This is a genomic window from Agarilytica rhodophyticola, from assembly GCF_002157225.2.
Lineage (GTDB): Bacteria > Pseudomonadota > Gammaproteobacteria > Pseudomonadales > Cellvibrionaceae > Agarilytica > Agarilytica rhodophyticola.
Window position 1 is genome coordinate 1,415,786 of sequence record NZ_CP020038.1, and the last position, 14,614, is coordinate 1,430,399.

10 protein-coding genes are annotated in these 14,614 nt (G+C 44.9%); 6 read left to right on the plus strand and 4 right to left on the minus strand.

Annotated elements, in window-relative coordinates:
* The first annotated feature begins 390 nt into the window (after window positions 1–390).
* The 4 genes from gltB (at window position 391) to BVC89_RS06060 (ending at window position 9,290) form a co-directional block, all read left to right on the plus strand.
* Entirely contained in the window at window positions 391–4,839 is a 4,449-nt protein-coding gene (gltB, locus tag BVC89_RS06045; protein ID WP_173780749.1) for a glutamate synthase large subunit, read from the plus strand.
* A gap of 3 nt (window positions 4,840–4,842) precedes the next feature.
* Entirely contained in the window at window positions 4,843–6,261 is a 1,419-nt protein-coding gene (locus BVC89_RS06050; RefSeq protein ID WP_086930321.1) for an FAD-dependent oxidoreductase, read from the plus strand.
* Between the two features lie 413 nt (window positions 6,262–6,674).
* A complete protein-coding gene (gene hemE, locus BVC89_RS06055; protein ID WP_086930322.1) occupies window positions 6,675–7,742 on the plus strand; it encodes a uroporphyrinogen decarboxylase in 1,068 nt (355 codons plus the stop codon).
* A gap of 141 nt (window positions 7,743–7,883) precedes the next feature.
* On the plus strand, window positions 7,884–9,290 hold the full coding sequence (locus BVC89_RS06060) for a cyclic di-GMP phosphodiesterase (RefSeq protein WP_086930323.1): 1,407 nt from the start codon (window positions 7,884–7,886) through the stop codon (window positions 9,288–9,290).
* Between the two features lie 24 nt (window positions 9,291–9,314).
* Here the strand turns inward: BVC89_RS06060 and asd are convergent, their stop codons facing one another.
* The 3 genes from asd to rsgA all read right to left on the minus strand — a co-directional run bounded on the left by asd (window position 9,315) and on the right by rsgA (window position 12,228).
* On the minus strand, window positions 9,315–10,172 hold the full coding sequence (asd, locus tag BVC89_RS06065) for an archaetidylserine decarboxylase (RefSeq protein WP_086930324.1): 858 nt from the start codon (window positions 10,170–10,172) through the stop codon (window positions 9,315–9,317).
* A 138-nt stretch (window positions 10,173–10,310) separates the two neighbouring features.
* On the minus strand, window positions 10,311–11,141 hold the full coding sequence (locus BVC89_RS06070; RefSeq protein ID WP_425428388.1) for a rhodanese-like domain-containing protein: 831 nt from the start codon (window positions 11,139–11,141) through the stop codon (window positions 10,311–10,313).
* 25 nt (window positions 11,142–11,166) lie between these two features.
* Window positions 11,167–12,228: a small ribosomal subunit biogenesis GTPase RsgA gene (gene rsgA / locus BVC89_RS06075; RefSeq protein ID WP_086930326.1), complete on the minus strand. Its 1,062-nt coding sequence runs from the start codon at window positions 12,226–12,228 to the stop codon at window positions 11,167–11,169.
* A gap of 111 nt (window positions 12,229–12,339) precedes the next feature.
* On the opposite strand from rsgA, the gene orn reads away from it, so the two are divergent.
* Window positions 12,340–12,897, plus strand: a complete 558-nt coding sequence (gene orn, locus BVC89_RS06080; protein ID WP_086930327.1) for an oligoribonuclease — start codon at window positions 12,340–12,342, stop codon at window positions 12,895–12,897.
* A gap of 295 nt (window positions 12,898–13,192) precedes the next feature.
* Window positions 13,193–13,477, plus strand: a complete 285-nt coding sequence (locus BVC89_RS06085) for a hypothetical protein (RefSeq protein WP_086930328.1) — start codon at window positions 13,193–13,195, stop codon at window positions 13,475–13,477.
* Here the strand turns inward: BVC89_RS06085 and queG are convergent.
* Window positions 13,474–14,583: a tRNA epoxyqueuosine(34) reductase QueG gene (gene queG, locus BVC89_RS06090; protein WP_086930329.1), complete on the minus strand. Its 1,110-nt coding sequence runs from the start codon at window positions 14,581–14,583 to the stop codon at window positions 13,474–13,476. The two genes, BVC89_RS06085 and queG, sit on opposite strands and share 4 nt — an antisense overlap.
* Between the last annotated feature and the right edge of the window lie 31 nt (window positions 14,584–14,614).

The window sequence follows — 14,614 nt, forward strand, 5'->3', positions numbered from 1 at the left end:
ATGCTTGCCATAACGCACAGCAGCAGGTAACATTCTGCGCCCCATTACACAGAATTGTAAAAAAGCCCCTAATATAAAGGGGCTTTTTTGTCTTAACATGTTTTTTATACATGTATTTTTGTGGATTGTTGCAGCTCAATTATGGTTTCAACAGCCCCATACCGATAGAGGAAAACGTCGGTAAAACCAAGCATTGGTAATTGGAGCAAATACTGATAACTGGAGTAAGTCGCTTGGTTTTCATTGGTGAAAATAAGCCTTGTGCTTGTTTTGTGCGCTGTTTAAGAAAATGGATGCTTTTCTCAGTGGTGCACCTTGGGATGTGTTCTATGTGGAGTGATCTCCATGTCTGAATCATCAGAGTGTTGGATTGACGAGGTGAATATGCCTATGAATACTGGTCTTTACAGCTTAGACGAGTTTAAAGATAACTGTGGGTTTGGATTGATCGCCCATCTTAAAGGCAAACCTAGCCATAAACTACTGCAAACCGCAATTGAGTCTCTCACTTGCATGACCCATCGCGGAGGAATTGCTGCAGATGGCAAAACAGGTGATGGCTGTGGTCTTTTGATTCAAAAGCCAGATAGTTTTTTGCGCAAGATTGCCGCTGACGATTTGGGATTTACTCTATCGGAAACCTACGGTGTGGGATCTGTTCAACTGAGTCAAGATCAAGAAAAGTGCCAGCGCGCGCAACAGGCTTTAGAAGAAGAACTCGCCAGAGAGGGGCTGAAGAACGTTAAGTGGCGTGAAGTTGCCACTGATGCTAGTTGCTTAGGGCCTATAGCTCTGGAGTCCCTGCCACAGTTTTATCAAATCTTCGTCAATAGTGAAGATCTTACAGAGCAGCAGCTAAACGCCAAGTTGTTCTTTGCCCGCCGCCGAACTGAGCTGCGAATGGAGCAAGATGAAGAGTTTTATGTTGCAAGTCTCAGCTGCAAAGTGCTTTCCTACAAAGGTCTGATGATGCCGGTAGATATGCCAAGTTTTTATCTTGATTTGGCTAATCCTGATCTGGAAACTGCGATCTGTGTATTTCACCAGCGGTTCTCCACCAATACTCTACCCAAGTGGCCATTAGCCCAGCCTTTTAGAATGCTCGCCCATAATGGCGAAATTAATACCATTATGGGTAACCGTAATTGGTCGGTTGCTCGCACCAATAAGTTTCAAAGTGACTTATTGCCTAACCTAAGAGAGATCGAACCTCTCGTTAATCGCGTTGGTTCAGATTCCTCCAGTCTGGACAATATGCTCGAATTGCTATTAACCGGTGGTATGGATCTTTACCGCGCGGCACGTATGTTGGTGCCACCCGCTTGGCAGAATGTTGAGCATATGGATGAAGACCTTAAAGCATTTTACGAATATAACTCTCAGCATATTGAGCCTTGGGATGGCCCCGCAGGCCTAGTTCTTACGGATGGCCGCTACGCGGTATGTACGCTCGATCGCAACGGTTTGCGACCCTCTCGTTGGGTGATTACGAAAGATGATGTTATTACCGTGGCCTCTGAGATTGGTGTTTACGACTATGAGCCTGAAGATGTAGTTGCCAAGGGGCGTTTAGGGCCAGGACAAATTCTTTCCGTAGATACTGAAAATGGTACGTTGCACCATACGAAAGATATCGATGAGATACTTAAGCACGGTCAGCCCTATCAGAAATGGTTGAAAAATGGCGCCGTCCGTATCGAACAAACCCTCCTTCGGGAAGTGGCAGAAAACAGCTTGAGCAAGGAAGAAGTTGAAGTTGCCATGAAGCTGTTTCAGATCACATTTGAAGAGAGTGATCAGGTTATACGCCCATTAGGTGAGAGTGGACAAGAAGCGGTTGGCTCCATGGGAGATGACACCCCCATGGCCGTGCTTTCCAAAAAGCAGCGCCCTCTTTACGATTATTTTCGTCAACAGTTTGCTCAGGTAACGAATCCGCCAATAGACCCTCTGCGCGAATCTATTGTGATGTCGCTAGAGACCTGTTTGGGACGGGAGTTGTCAGTATTCACTGAGTCTGAAGCCCATGCTCACAGAATAGTTCTTCGCAGCCCTGTGTTATCGCCAGTTAAATACCGAGCCTTGATTGAGCTGGATAATAAAGCCTATGCCTCGCAGTCGTTTAGTCTGGTGTATGACCAAAATGCCAGCACTCTAAAACAGGCCCTGGAAAAACTCCTCGATGACGTCATTATTGCGGTAAAAGCTGGTATTACTATCGTGGTGCTTAGCGACTTTAAGCTCGTGCAGGGCCAAGGTGTTATTCATGCACTGCTGGCCACTGGGGCTGTGCATCATCGTTTGACCAACGAAGGGTTGCGCTGCGATGCCAATATCGTGGTCGAAACTGGCACCGCTCGGGACTCCCATCAGGTGGCCACGCTTATCGGCTATGGTGCTACAGCCGTATACCCCTATCTGAGTTATTATGCTCTCAACCGCCTAATCGAATCTGATGAGTTATTACTCGACCATAACGACGCATATAAAAACTACCAGCGAGGCATGGATAAAGGCCTGCTCAAAATCCTGTCTAAGATGGGTATTTCCACAATCGCCTCATACCGGGGGGCGCAGCTTTTTGAAGCTGTTGGCTTATCTGATGAGGTAGTAGATCTTTGCTTCAATGGTACGCCCAGTCGTATAAAAGGTGTGACGTTTGAGCAGCTGGAAGAAGATCATAAGCGCTTACTCAAAGAAGCCTGGAATCCTCGCAAGAAAATTTCTCCAGGAGGTTTACTGAAGTATGTGCACGGCCAGGAGTATCATGCATTTAATCCCGATGTGGTGCAGACCTTACAAGCAGCGGTGCAATCAGGCGATTACGCCGTTTGGCGATCTTACAGTGAGTTAGTTAATAATCGACCTGTTGCTACCCTGCGTGATCTCCTGAGCTTGAAGACTGATATTACTCCATTGCCGCTAAATAAAGTTGAACCAATAGAAGATATTATTCTTCGTTTTGACTCGGCCGGCATGTCTCTCGGTGCACTTAGTCCGGAAGCTCATGAAGCTTTAGCCCAGGCGATGAATACCTTGGGTGGTCGCTCAAACAGTGGTGAGGGTGGTGAAGACCCGGCCCGTTACAACACCAATCGCGTATCTAAAATTAAGCAAATTGCCTCCGGTCGTTTCGGTGTGACACCAGAATATTTAGTTAATGCAGAGGTACTGCAAATCAAAGTGGCGCAAGGAGCGAAGCCGGGTGAAGGTGGTCAGCTTCCAGGTGGCAAGGTCAACGAGCTAATTGCCCGTTTGCGTTTCTCTGTACCCGGTGTCACCCTCATTTCGCCGCCGCCTCACCATGATATTTATTCTATTGAAGATCTCGCCCAGTTGATTTTTGACCTGAAACAGGTGAACCCTGATGCTCTCGTCTCGGTGAAGCTGGTATCCCGCCCAGGAGTGGGTACTATTGCTGCTGGTGTCGCCAAAGCCTATGCAGACTTGATCACTATTTCTGGTTATGACGGTGGCACGGCCGCCAGTCCCCTTACCTCAATTCGTTATGCTGGCTCGCCGTGGGAGTTGGGCTTAGCAGAAACTCACCAGACCCTGCGTGCTAATGATTTGCGCGGTAAAGTTCGAGTGCAAACCGATGGCGGTTTGAAAACCGGTCTAGATGTAGTTAAAGCTGCTATTCTCGGAGCGGAGAGTTTTGGTTTTGGTACGGCCCCGATGGTAGCCTTAGGGTGTAAGTACTTGCGTATTTGTCACTTGAATAACTGCGCCACTGGTGTTGCCACTCAACAAAAGAAGCTGCGTAAGAATCACTATATCGGTACTGTGGAAATGGCGATGAACTTCTTTAAGTTTGTTGCAGAAGAAACGCGCGAGTGGATGGCCAAGTTGGGGGTGAGCAAGCTCAGTGACCTGGTAGGTCGTGTTGATTTGCTGGAAACCATAGATGGTACCACCAGCAAACACGGCGAACTTGATTTGCAGCCTTTACTTCACACTGATCCTCTGCTTGAAAGTAAGCCTCAGCTTTGCCAAAACTCTAAAAATGTTCCCTTCGACAAAGGGGTGCTGGCAGAGAAAATGGTGAAGACGGTCTTACCTGCTATTGAAAGTAAGAATGGTGGTATGTTTGAGTTTAATATCACCAATTGTGATCGCTCGGTAGGGGCCCGTATCAGTGGTGAAATTGCCAAGCGCTATGGTAATCAGGGTATGGCTGATCACCCTATTGTCCTAAAGCTTAAAGGCGTAGCTGGCCAGAGCTTAGGGGTTTGGAATGCTGGTGGTCTGCACATGTATCTAGAGGGTGACGCCAACGATTATGTCGGCAAGGGTATGGCGGGCGGCAAGATTGTGATCCGTCCCCCGGAAGGTTCTAATTTTGCCACCAACACTACCAGCATTATGGGTAATACTTGTCTTTATGGTGCCACTGGAGGCAAGCTCTTCGCTTCTGGTATTGCCGGGGAGCGTTGCGGTGTTAGAAACTCTGGTGCTCATGTGGTGGTTGAAGGGGCTGGAGATCACTGTTGTGAATATATGACCGGCGGTATCGTCACCGTTCTTGGTAAGACCGGGGTTAACTTCGGTGCAGGTATGACTGGCGGCTTTGCCTATGTTCTTGATGAAGATCGTACTTTTGTTGACAAGTACAACCATGAGTTGGTGGAGATCAGTCGCATTAATACCTACCCCTTAGAAGAATATCGCAACCATTTACGCGGCATTATTGAAGAGTATGTGGGAGAAACTGACAGCGAATGGGGTAAAACCCTACTTGATGAGTTTAATCGATATCTCGGCAAATTCTGGTTAGTGAAGCCAAAGGCTTCGAACCTCAATACTTTGTTAAACAGCGTTACCAAGCGAGGAGAATAAGTCATGGTTGATCGCTTAAACAATGATTTTCAATTTCTCGATGTGGGACGAGTTGATCCCTCTAAAAAAAGTATCAGAACACGCACCACAGAATTCGTTGAAATCTATCAGCCTTTTGGTGAAGAAGAGGCCGCGAATCAGGCCCATCGTTGCTTGGCATGTGGTAATCCATATTGTGAGTGGAAGTGCCCGGTACATAATTATATTCCCAATTGGCTGAAGCTTGTGTCTGAGGGAAATATTTTAGAAGCAGTGGAGTTGTGTCATCAAACTAACTCGCTACCAGAAGTGTGTGGTCGAGTCTGTCCGCAGGATAGGCTTTGCGAGGGAGCATGTACACTCAACGATGGCTTTGGTGCTGTCACGATCGGCAATGCAGAAAAATATATTACAGAGACAGCTTTTGCACTTGGCTGGAAGCCTGATATGTCAAAAGTTGTCGACACTGGTAAAAAGGTGGCAATTATCGGAGCGGGACCTGCTGGCTTAGGCTGTGCTGATATTCTTGTGCGCCATGGTGTAAAACCCGTTGTTTTCGATAAATATCCTGAAATTGGTGGCTTGCTAACATTCGGTATTCCCGAATTTAAGTTAGAAAAAGATGTGATGAGACGTCGGCGCGAAGTTTTTTCTGAGATGGGAATGGAATTTCGCTTGAATACTGAGGTCGGTAAAGATATCTCAATGGACGAGATCCTTAAAGAATATGACGCGGTGTTCATGGGTATGGGCACTTATACTTATATGAAAGGTGGTTTTGCCGGTGAAGATCTTGACGGGGTTTATGATGCTCTGCCATTTTTGATTTCTAATGTGAATCGAAATCTTGGGTTTGAAAAAAGCCCGCAGGATTTTATTAGTGTCGAAGGCAAACGGGTCATTGTGCTTGGTGGCGGTGATACGGCGATGGATTGTAATCGCACTTCAATTCGCCAAGGTGCAAAAAGTGTTACCTGTGCTTACCGCCGAGATGAAGAAAATATGCCGGGCTCTAGGAGAGAGGTGCAGAATGCTAGAGAAGAAGGGGTTACTTTCTTATTTAATCGGCAGCCCGTTGCGATTGTTGGCGATGAAAAAGTTGAGGGTATCAAGGTAGTTTCCACTCGTCTTGGTGAACCTGATGAAAATGGACGCCGTCGTCCAGAAGTGATCAAAGATAGTGAAGAAATACTACCTGCAGATGTGGTATTAATTGCTTTTGGTTTTCGACCAAGCCCTGCAGCATGGTTTAATGAACATAATGTTGAAGTGTCTGACTGGGGGGCAGTAGTTGCACCAGAGGAACAAGAATTTAAGTTCCAAACCAGTAATGAAAAAATATTTGCCGGAGGTGACATGGTGCGAGGATCTGATTTAGTTGTTACTGCTATTTGGGAAGGTAGAGAAGCAGCAGAAGGCATTTTAGATTATTTAGAGGTATAAAAACTTTTTTAGTTTTCCTGGCAAATAAGTAATGTGCCAAATAAGCAATTTAAATATGTTGCTAATTTGTCAAACCTGACTGTGCCGTTACCTTTGAAAATCTCTTCGGTTTTTGAAAAAGGAAATAGTAAAAATGCTTAACACGATATGGCTATTTGAACTGCGTTTTTGCTGCTCATACTGATTAAGCACACGGACTTAAAAAACGAACTTAGAAAATAGGCTAGCCATCAAAGGCTTGCACGTCGACTAGAAAAGCGTGTTAATGCCAACCACTTTAATTTTAATATGGAAATGATTGTAAGAGAGAGGTTGTCGTGAGGGGGTAATTCCCCATTTTATTGCTCAATTGGCCGAGTAATATATTTTTCTGGTTTGACTACCTAAAACAATTTAAAGAGGCATAAAGCTTTATGGCTGAGTTACAAAATGATGTATTTCTTCGAGCTCTTCAACGTCAGCCTGTTGAACGCACACCGGTATGGATGATGCGCCAAGCGGGACGTTATCTCCCTGAGTATCGTGCCACGCGAGCACAAGCCGGTGACTTTATGTCGTTGTGTAAAAATCCTGAATTGGCCTGTGAAGTGACCTTGCAGCCCCTGGCTCGTTATCCAATTGATGCTGCAATTCTGTTTTCCGATATCTTAACTATTCCTGATGCTATGGGATTGGGTTTGTATTTTGAAACAGGTGAGGGACCTCGTTTTAAGAAAACGGTGAGAACCGCCGAGGAAGTTGATGCCTTACCTATTCCCAAGGCTGAGTCTGACTTGTCTTACGTTATGGATGCAGTAAAAACTATTCGTCGTGAGCTAAATGGCTCGGTGCCATTGATTGGTTTTTCTGGTAGCCCCTGGACCCTCGCCACTTACATGGTAGAAGGTGGTTCTAGTAAGGATTTTAGACAAGCGAAAGCGATGATATACGACCAGCCTGAGTTAGCTAAACGCTTACTGGACAAATTGGCCGACGCTGTCACTGACTATTTAAATGCTCAAATTAAAGCGGGGGCTCAGGCGGTACAAATTTTTGACTCTTGGGGCGGTTCATTAGCGCATGACGCTTATCGCGAATTTTCTCTGGCGCCCATGCACAAAATATTGAAAGGTTTGATTCGCGAGCACGAAGGGAGGCGAGTTCCTGTTATTATGTTTACCAAAGGTGGCGGGCAGTGGTTAGAAGCGATGGCGGCAACAGGCCCGGACTGTCTGGGGCTCGATTGGACGACTGATATTGGTGGCGCGCGTGCGCGCGTGGGTGCTCAAGTCGCCTTGCAAGGCAATATGGATCCTGCGGTGTTATATGCAAAACCACATCGTATCGCGCAAGAAGTAGAGACTATCCTGGAGCGTTTTGGTCATGGTACAGGCCATATTTTTAACCTCGGACACGGTATCACGCCTGAAGTAAAGCCTGATAATGCCAAGGCATTTTTTGAGGCAGTTAGAGAGTTATCACCAAAATATCATGTCGGATAAGGCGCATAATGAAGGTTTTTGTTAAACTTAGTTATCAAAACTAAGTTTCTTGTGCCTTGTGTGGTTACAAGGTTTAAGTACTATAGTTATAATCCCGATGAAAAAATAACAGGACAATTGCTCTAGCAAGAGGAAGTTTTTTTGGGAATTAAACAGGTCAAAGTCGCAGCGAATGAACTTACGGTCGGAATGTTTGTTTCCGGTCTTGATCGCCCGTGGACGCAAACCCCGTTTCCCTTACAAGGATTTTATATTCGCGATGCAGATGAAATTCGTGAACTCAAAGTACACTGTAGTCACGTTTATATCGATGTTGTCAAAGGCTCGGGTCCTGTTAAGACCAACCTCAAAAATTTAACTGGCGCTGGTGTCGGCGGCACAAAAGAACGCAGAAAACTAGAGCGAAATAGTAAAAGCGCGAAAGTTACCGATGTTGCGCCGCTAAAAATTCGCCGAGATCTATACGAAGTCGAGCACGGCCTCGAGAAGGAAATAGGCCAGGCTAAGGAGCTACATCAACAAGTATATGGCGCGGTCAGCAGCGTTATGGAGCAAGTTGAAAGAGATCATAATAATATTCCCATTGCTGAAACAAAGCGTGTTGCTAGCAATATGGTGGATAGTGTATTGCGCAGTCCTGACGCCTTCACTTGGTTGAGCCGAGTGCGCGAGAAAGATGAGTATACTTACAGCCATTCGGTGCGTTCAGCTGTGTGGGCTATTTTATTTGGCCGCCATATCGGTATGCCTAAATCCGAGCTAGATATTCTCGCAATGGGAGTGCTGTTAAAAGATATTGGCAAAACTCGTATTCCAGAGCACCTCATCTATAAAACTAATCGTTCGGAAGCAGAGCAGGATGCCTACGAGAAATTTGTTGACTACGGGGTAGAAATATTAAGGAAGTTGCCTGATGTAAAACCGCGGGTGACATCTGTTGTTAAATCTCATTGCGAGCGAGTTAACGGTAGTGGCTTCCCAAGTCATTTGCGAGGTGACAAGATTCCTCTATTAGGGAAAATTGCTGGAATTGTTACTTTTTATGATGAGACGACCAATCCCCGAGGTTTAGATAAGCCCCTGTCTCCCTCTAAAGCTGTAGCTAAGTTGTATGAGCAAAGAGGCGTTGAATTCCAGGAAGAAATGGTAGTTGAATTTATTCGCGCCATTGGCCTTTACCCTACAGGTACACAAGTAGAGTTGTCCACGGGCGAAGTTGCCGTGGTTGTGGAACAGAATTTTGAACGTCGTTTAAAGCCTATTGTGATGGTAGTCACCGACGCAGTAAAACAGACTTTATTTGATCCTTTTGTGTTAGATCTAGCTGAACATGACCGTATTAATCAAGCTAAGATTGATTCGGGCAAAGCCACTCGTCATGAAATTGATCGTATTGAAATTGTCCAGGATCTTGAACCTGGTGAATACGATATTGATATTGCTACTATTCGTGATACTTACATCGAAAGTAAAGTAAAAGAAGGCAAAGGCCTTTTCTCTATCTTTAAGCGCAACCTGAAGAAGATTTCAGGTCGCTCTCGTAGCTAATTTCTAGTAATTTATGTCATGTATTTAGCGTTTCTTGTATTGAGCAATAAGCTCTCCCATCTTAATTGAACTGTCAGCACTAATTTCTTCACTCCACTCTAAGCTATTTTCCGGAAACAGCATGACGATGGTTGAACCTAATTTAAAACGACCCATCTCTTCGCCTTTTTGCAAAGTAATGTTTTCTTGCAGTCCATAATTAGTGGTATGAATTTTTCGTTCTATAGGGGCGACTTGACCTGCCCATATAGTTTCAATCGAAGCCACAATCATTGCGCCTACCAAGACTAATGCTACAGGTCCTATCTCTGTTTTGAATACACAAATAACCCGCTCATTTCTTGCAAATAGGCGAGGTACATTCTCTGTGGTGGTAGGATTAACAGAGAATAAATCACCTGGAACATAACACATAGATATTAATTCACCAGTAATAGGCATATGCAAACGGTGATAATCTTTCGGTGATAAGTATATTGTCGCGAACTCACCGTTGGTAAATTCTTTAGCGAGGTTGTGATCACCTCCTAGTAATTCGTAAGCACTAAAGTCATGCCCCTTGGCTTGAAATATTCTGCCATCATTAATAGGCCCTAGTTGACTAAAAGCACCATCTGCAGGGCTAACAATACCGGACTCAGTGCTGTCTATCGGGCGAGCATCTGGTTTTAGTGGTCGGCAAAAGAAGTCGTTAAAACAAGCATAACTGTTAGGGTCACTATTTTCGGCTTCATTCATGTTGACCTTATAAGTAGCGACAAACTTATTAATGAACAAAGATTTAATCCAATGAATTTTAGTGGCTGCAAACCATCCTACACAGCGGGACAATAAATGTTGCGGTGTTAAATACTGTAATGTAATAAAAATAAAGCTTTTCAATCGACAATTCTCTTTTGAGTAATGTGTTTAGAAGACATTTGATAACCGCTGCACTTGTCGAGACGGCGTTCGCGAGTCATGAAACAGCTTCTAAGGTTTAAATACGCATCCTACACAATAATTTGTAAAGTCAGTTTTTTACTTTTCAACAGGAGTATCTGGATGGTTGCCCCACTCAGACCACGAGCCGTCGTAGGCACGAATATCAAAACCTAAAGTTTTGCCGACTAAGTAAGTGAAACCTGAACGATGATGTGTTTGACAATGAGTAATGACGGGCAGTGCTCCATCAAGTCCTAAGTGTTGTAAATATGCTTGCGCATCTTGTCGAATAATAAAGTTGTTTTCTCTATCCATTAAATCTGTCCATTGAGCATTAATAGCACCGGGAATATGGCCGCCTTTCGCTGCGACAACTTTGCTTCCGTCATATTCTTGTGGGCTGCGAGCGTCCCATACGATAAAGGTTTTATGCGGTAGCTCTTGTACTATTTCATCGAGATCAATGATAGGACTGCGATCAATATCTTTGATAATGATATCTGTTCTTGTGCGAAGGTTTTCCTGTTGGCCTGTTTCTATGGGAAGGCCCATTGCTTTCCAGGCGATCATTCCTCCGTCAATGTATGAATAGTGTTTATGGCCGATAACGTCTAGTGTCCAGATAAAGCGGCCAGCCCAACCACCGCCCTCGTCGTCGCAGACAATAAAGTGAGTCTCTGGAGTGAGCCCTAGATATTGGAAAATTTCTGTTAAACGCTCCTGGTTGGGTAATTTTCCTGGTGCAGGCGCTTCCCCCGCCACCAGCATGCGATAAGGTAAATAGATTGCGCCAGGGATGTGTCCAGCGATGAAGTTGGTTTCTTCAGAGAGGTCGACAATACAAATATCTTCAGGCAATGCTGAACTTGTTAACTTTTCTGCAAAGCTATTAGCTGAAATCACAAGGGGTAAGCCGTTCTCAGTAATATCGGACATAGTTTTTTCCTGCTGCTTAATCTAAATTATTCATTGTTTTCATTGCGACATCATTTAGGCTTGCGATGATGCGTTTATAACTATCAAATCTCTGCTGCGTTATGGTTTGATCTTCTAGCGCTTGGCGAATAGCGCAGCCTGGCTCTACTTCGTGCAGACAATCGCGAAATTTACACATTTGGGCAATTTCCCGTAATTCGACAAAACCCTTGATGACATCTTCACTGTGCAAGTGCCAGAGCCCAAATTCACGAATACCCGGCGAGTCAATACACTCCCCACCTTGAGCAAAATGAAATAGTTGTGAGTGAGTCGTGGTATGTCGGCCCTTGGCAGTGGCTTCAGACAAGCTGCCAACCAGTATTTCCTGCTCGGGGACTAGGCGCTGAATAATAGAAGATTTGCCGACCCCTGATTGACCAACAAATATGCTGGTTTTGCCTTTAATCAATGCTGTCAATTGTGCGATATCTTGATGGCTATGAGCACTCATTGAAAGGACCCGATATCCCAGGTTGGTATAGAGCTTGGTGATGGCGGAGAAGTTAGCTCGGTTTTGCTCACTAATTAAATCCGCTTTATTGATAATGATTATGGGAGCAATATCATTTATTTCTGCTATTACTAGGTAACGATCGATAAGGTTAGTGTGTGCCTCTGGCTTCGGTGCGATGGTAATAATAATTTGGCTGACGTTAGCTGCCACAGGCTTTAGCTTACCAAAAGTATCGGGTCTGCTGAGCAGAGATTGCCTAGGCTGGCATGAAACCACAACCCCCAAATCATCCTTTTTACTGGCTCGCCAAATGACGTGGTCACCAGTGACAATACTGCCCAGGTTTGCACGTAAAAAGCAACGTATGGTGCCTTTTCTCCCGTTATCTGGATCAGCGTTGTGTGCTTCAATATCTACCTGTGTACCATAGTGGGCGACAACTCTACCATGTTGTTCTATGCCGAGAGAATCTTCATCAAGGCCCAAGGGGGGGTTATCGCCTTTATTTGCATTTTCTCTTTGCTTTTGCTGTTTTTGTTTTATTCTTCGCGCCTGGGTTTGCGATAGTCTACGTTTGCTCATAACCTAGATAAAGTAAGCTGCTTATTAGTTTTTCTGGCTCAGCCAATTAGAACGCTACTCAGCAGCTCTAATATTTAACATATATAAATTTAAAGGCTAACGCTTATTCTAATGGAAAACCTAACTTCTAGCAGTGAAAACAATTTAATTTGGCTTGATCTTGAGATGACCGGATTAATTCCCGAACGAGATGTCATTATCGAGATAGCGACGATTGTTACCGATCAAAATCTCAATATCCTAGCCGAGGGCCCGGTTATGGCCATTCATCAGCCTGAGGCTGTGCTAAATGCGATGGACGAATGGAATACCAACCAGCACGGGGGGTCTGGCTTGGTTGACCGAGTAACTAATAGCCAAATTAGTGTGGTTGAGGCCGAGCGCCGAACGATGGCTTTCGTAGAACAGTGGGTTCCCAGTGGGAAGTCGCCTATGTGTGGTAACTCAATTGGACAAGATAGGCGCTTCTTGGCGCGCTATATGCCAACGTTTGAAGCTTACTTTCACTATCGTAACCTTGATGTCAGCAGTGTGAAAGAACTTGCATCGCGCTGGAAGCCTGAAATCCTTGAACATGTAAAGAAGAAAGGGACACATCTTGCAATGGATGACATTAGAGACTCAATTGATGAGCTCAAATGTTATCGAGAGCATTTTTTTAAGGTGTAATACTGAGGCAGTAGTTGTAAAAAATACTTGATTATTCATGAAATGCTGATTAAAAACGTGAACGTCTTTAATTTTGATGAGAACGCTTAACCTTTTATTCTGTTTGAGAATGAATACAGCCTTATCTATGAAATGATATTTTTGACAAAGTGTCCGCAAACATGGAAGCTCTACCATTGCTGTTATTCGACGAGCCTGGGATGTAAAAACGCTCGAAAACTAAATGCGCGCTAATCATGATCCAAGGAGAATACGTACTAACAAACTATGTGTTAGCGCATTAGTTGGAGGTTGTATGTCTCAATACTATACCCCTTTGGAAAGGCCTAAGAAGATTAAGCTGACGGTGGATAAGCGCAGAGGCAAATCCCCTGTACCTTTAAATACACGTAGTCTGCTCAATTCTCAACAACAAAAATCGCTGCGTCAGATGGAAAGCTTTGGATGGCAAATTGCCTTTGTTAGACGCGAGCATAGGGATAACCCATTGGTAGTTGTGCAAAACGTCAGTAAACAGAATTTTGGTTTATTGCAAGACGATGGCTCCATCGATATATCATGCCATCTAAACATGCGTTAATTTCTTTTAAGTTTCCTCTTACGACGTTTGGGCGGTTGTTTTTGCCGCTCAAGCGCCCATAAGAAATGTTCTTGTAACCAACCTTCCTCATTTGCTTCTATTCGTCTATTTAGTGCGTGGACAATTTCTGTTGATGCTGGAGCGTTGCCTAAGCCGATGGCAAGGTTGCGCAGCCAGTTTTGGTAACCGATCCTACGAATAGCTGAGCCGGCAGTCCGATCTAAGAATTCCTGCTCATTCCAATTAAACAGATCCACTAGCTCTGCTGAGTCCAGATGGTGCCTTGGGTGAAAATCCTTTTCTTTTGTAAAATCGGCGTATTTGTTCCAGGGGCATATGGCCTGACAATCGTCGCACCCAAACACGCGGTTACCCATAACTTCTCTGAACTCTTCGGCAATCGGACCTTTGTTTTCAATGGTGAGATAAGAGATACAGCGGGTGGCGTCAAGAACATAGGGTTTGGGAAATGCGTCTGTTGGGCATACTTGCAGACAGGCCTGGCAATCGCCGCAGGCATTTTCAGGGATGTGTTGATTAGTAGGCAAGGGCAAGTTGGTATAAATTTCACCTAGAAAAAACCAGCTGCCTGCAGACTTATTGATCAGCAATGTGTGCTTACCCACCCACCCGAGGCCGGCCTGTTGCGCTAAAGGCCTCTCTAAAACCGGCGCACTATCGACGAATGCCCTTTGATTTTCTGGCAGGGGGATATCGTGGCTTTGACAGAAGTCCTCAATTTTTTGTGCAATAGTGGCCAAGCGTTTGCGGATGAGCTTGTGATAGTCGCGCCCTAGAGCATAACGAGAGACATAAGCTTTGGAGGGGGATTTAAGAATTTTGATTTGCTCTGTTTCCGGGGGTAAGTAGTTCATCCGCACCGAAATAACCCGAGTTGTGCCAGGAATCAATTTTTGTGGCTGTGTTCGTTTTTCTCCATGCTCCACCATCCACGCCATATCCCCGTGGTAGCCTTTATCAATCCAATTTTGAAAGTGCTGTTGCTGATCCGAGACATCGGCTGCGCTAATACCCACCTGCTGAAAGCCGAGTTCTCGCGTCCAATGGTGTATTTGTTCAGCAAGCGTCTGGTAAAGGGATGACATAGATCAAGCTAGCATGGGGGTTGGAGTTTAG

Coding starts and splice junctions, on each gene's coding strand:
- gltB (WP_173780749.1), top strand. CDS start 391: ATGAATACTGGTCTTTACAGCTTAGACGAGTTTAAAGATAACTGTGGG.
- BVC89_RS06050 (WP_086930321.1), top strand. CDS start 4,843: ATGGTTGATCGCTTAAACAATGATTTTCAATTTCTCGATGTGGGACGA.
- hemE (WP_086930322.1), top strand. CDS start 6,675: ATGGCTGAGTTACAAAATGATGTATTTCTTCGAGCTCTTCAACGTCAG.
- rsgA (WP_086930326.1), bottom strand. CDS start 12,228: ATGAGCAAACGTAGACTATCGCAAACCCAGGCGCGAAGAATAAAACAA.
- orn (WP_086930327.1), top strand. CDS start 12,340: ATGGAAAACCTAACTTCTAGCAGTGAAAACAATTTAATTTGGCTTGAT.
- BVC89_RS06085 (WP_086930328.1), top strand. CDS start 13,193: ATGTCTCAATACTATACCCCTTTGGAAAGGCCTAAGAAGATTAAGCTG.
- queG (WP_086930329.1), bottom strand. CDS start 14,583: ATGTCATCCCTTTACCAGACGCTTGCTGAACAAATACACCATTGGACG.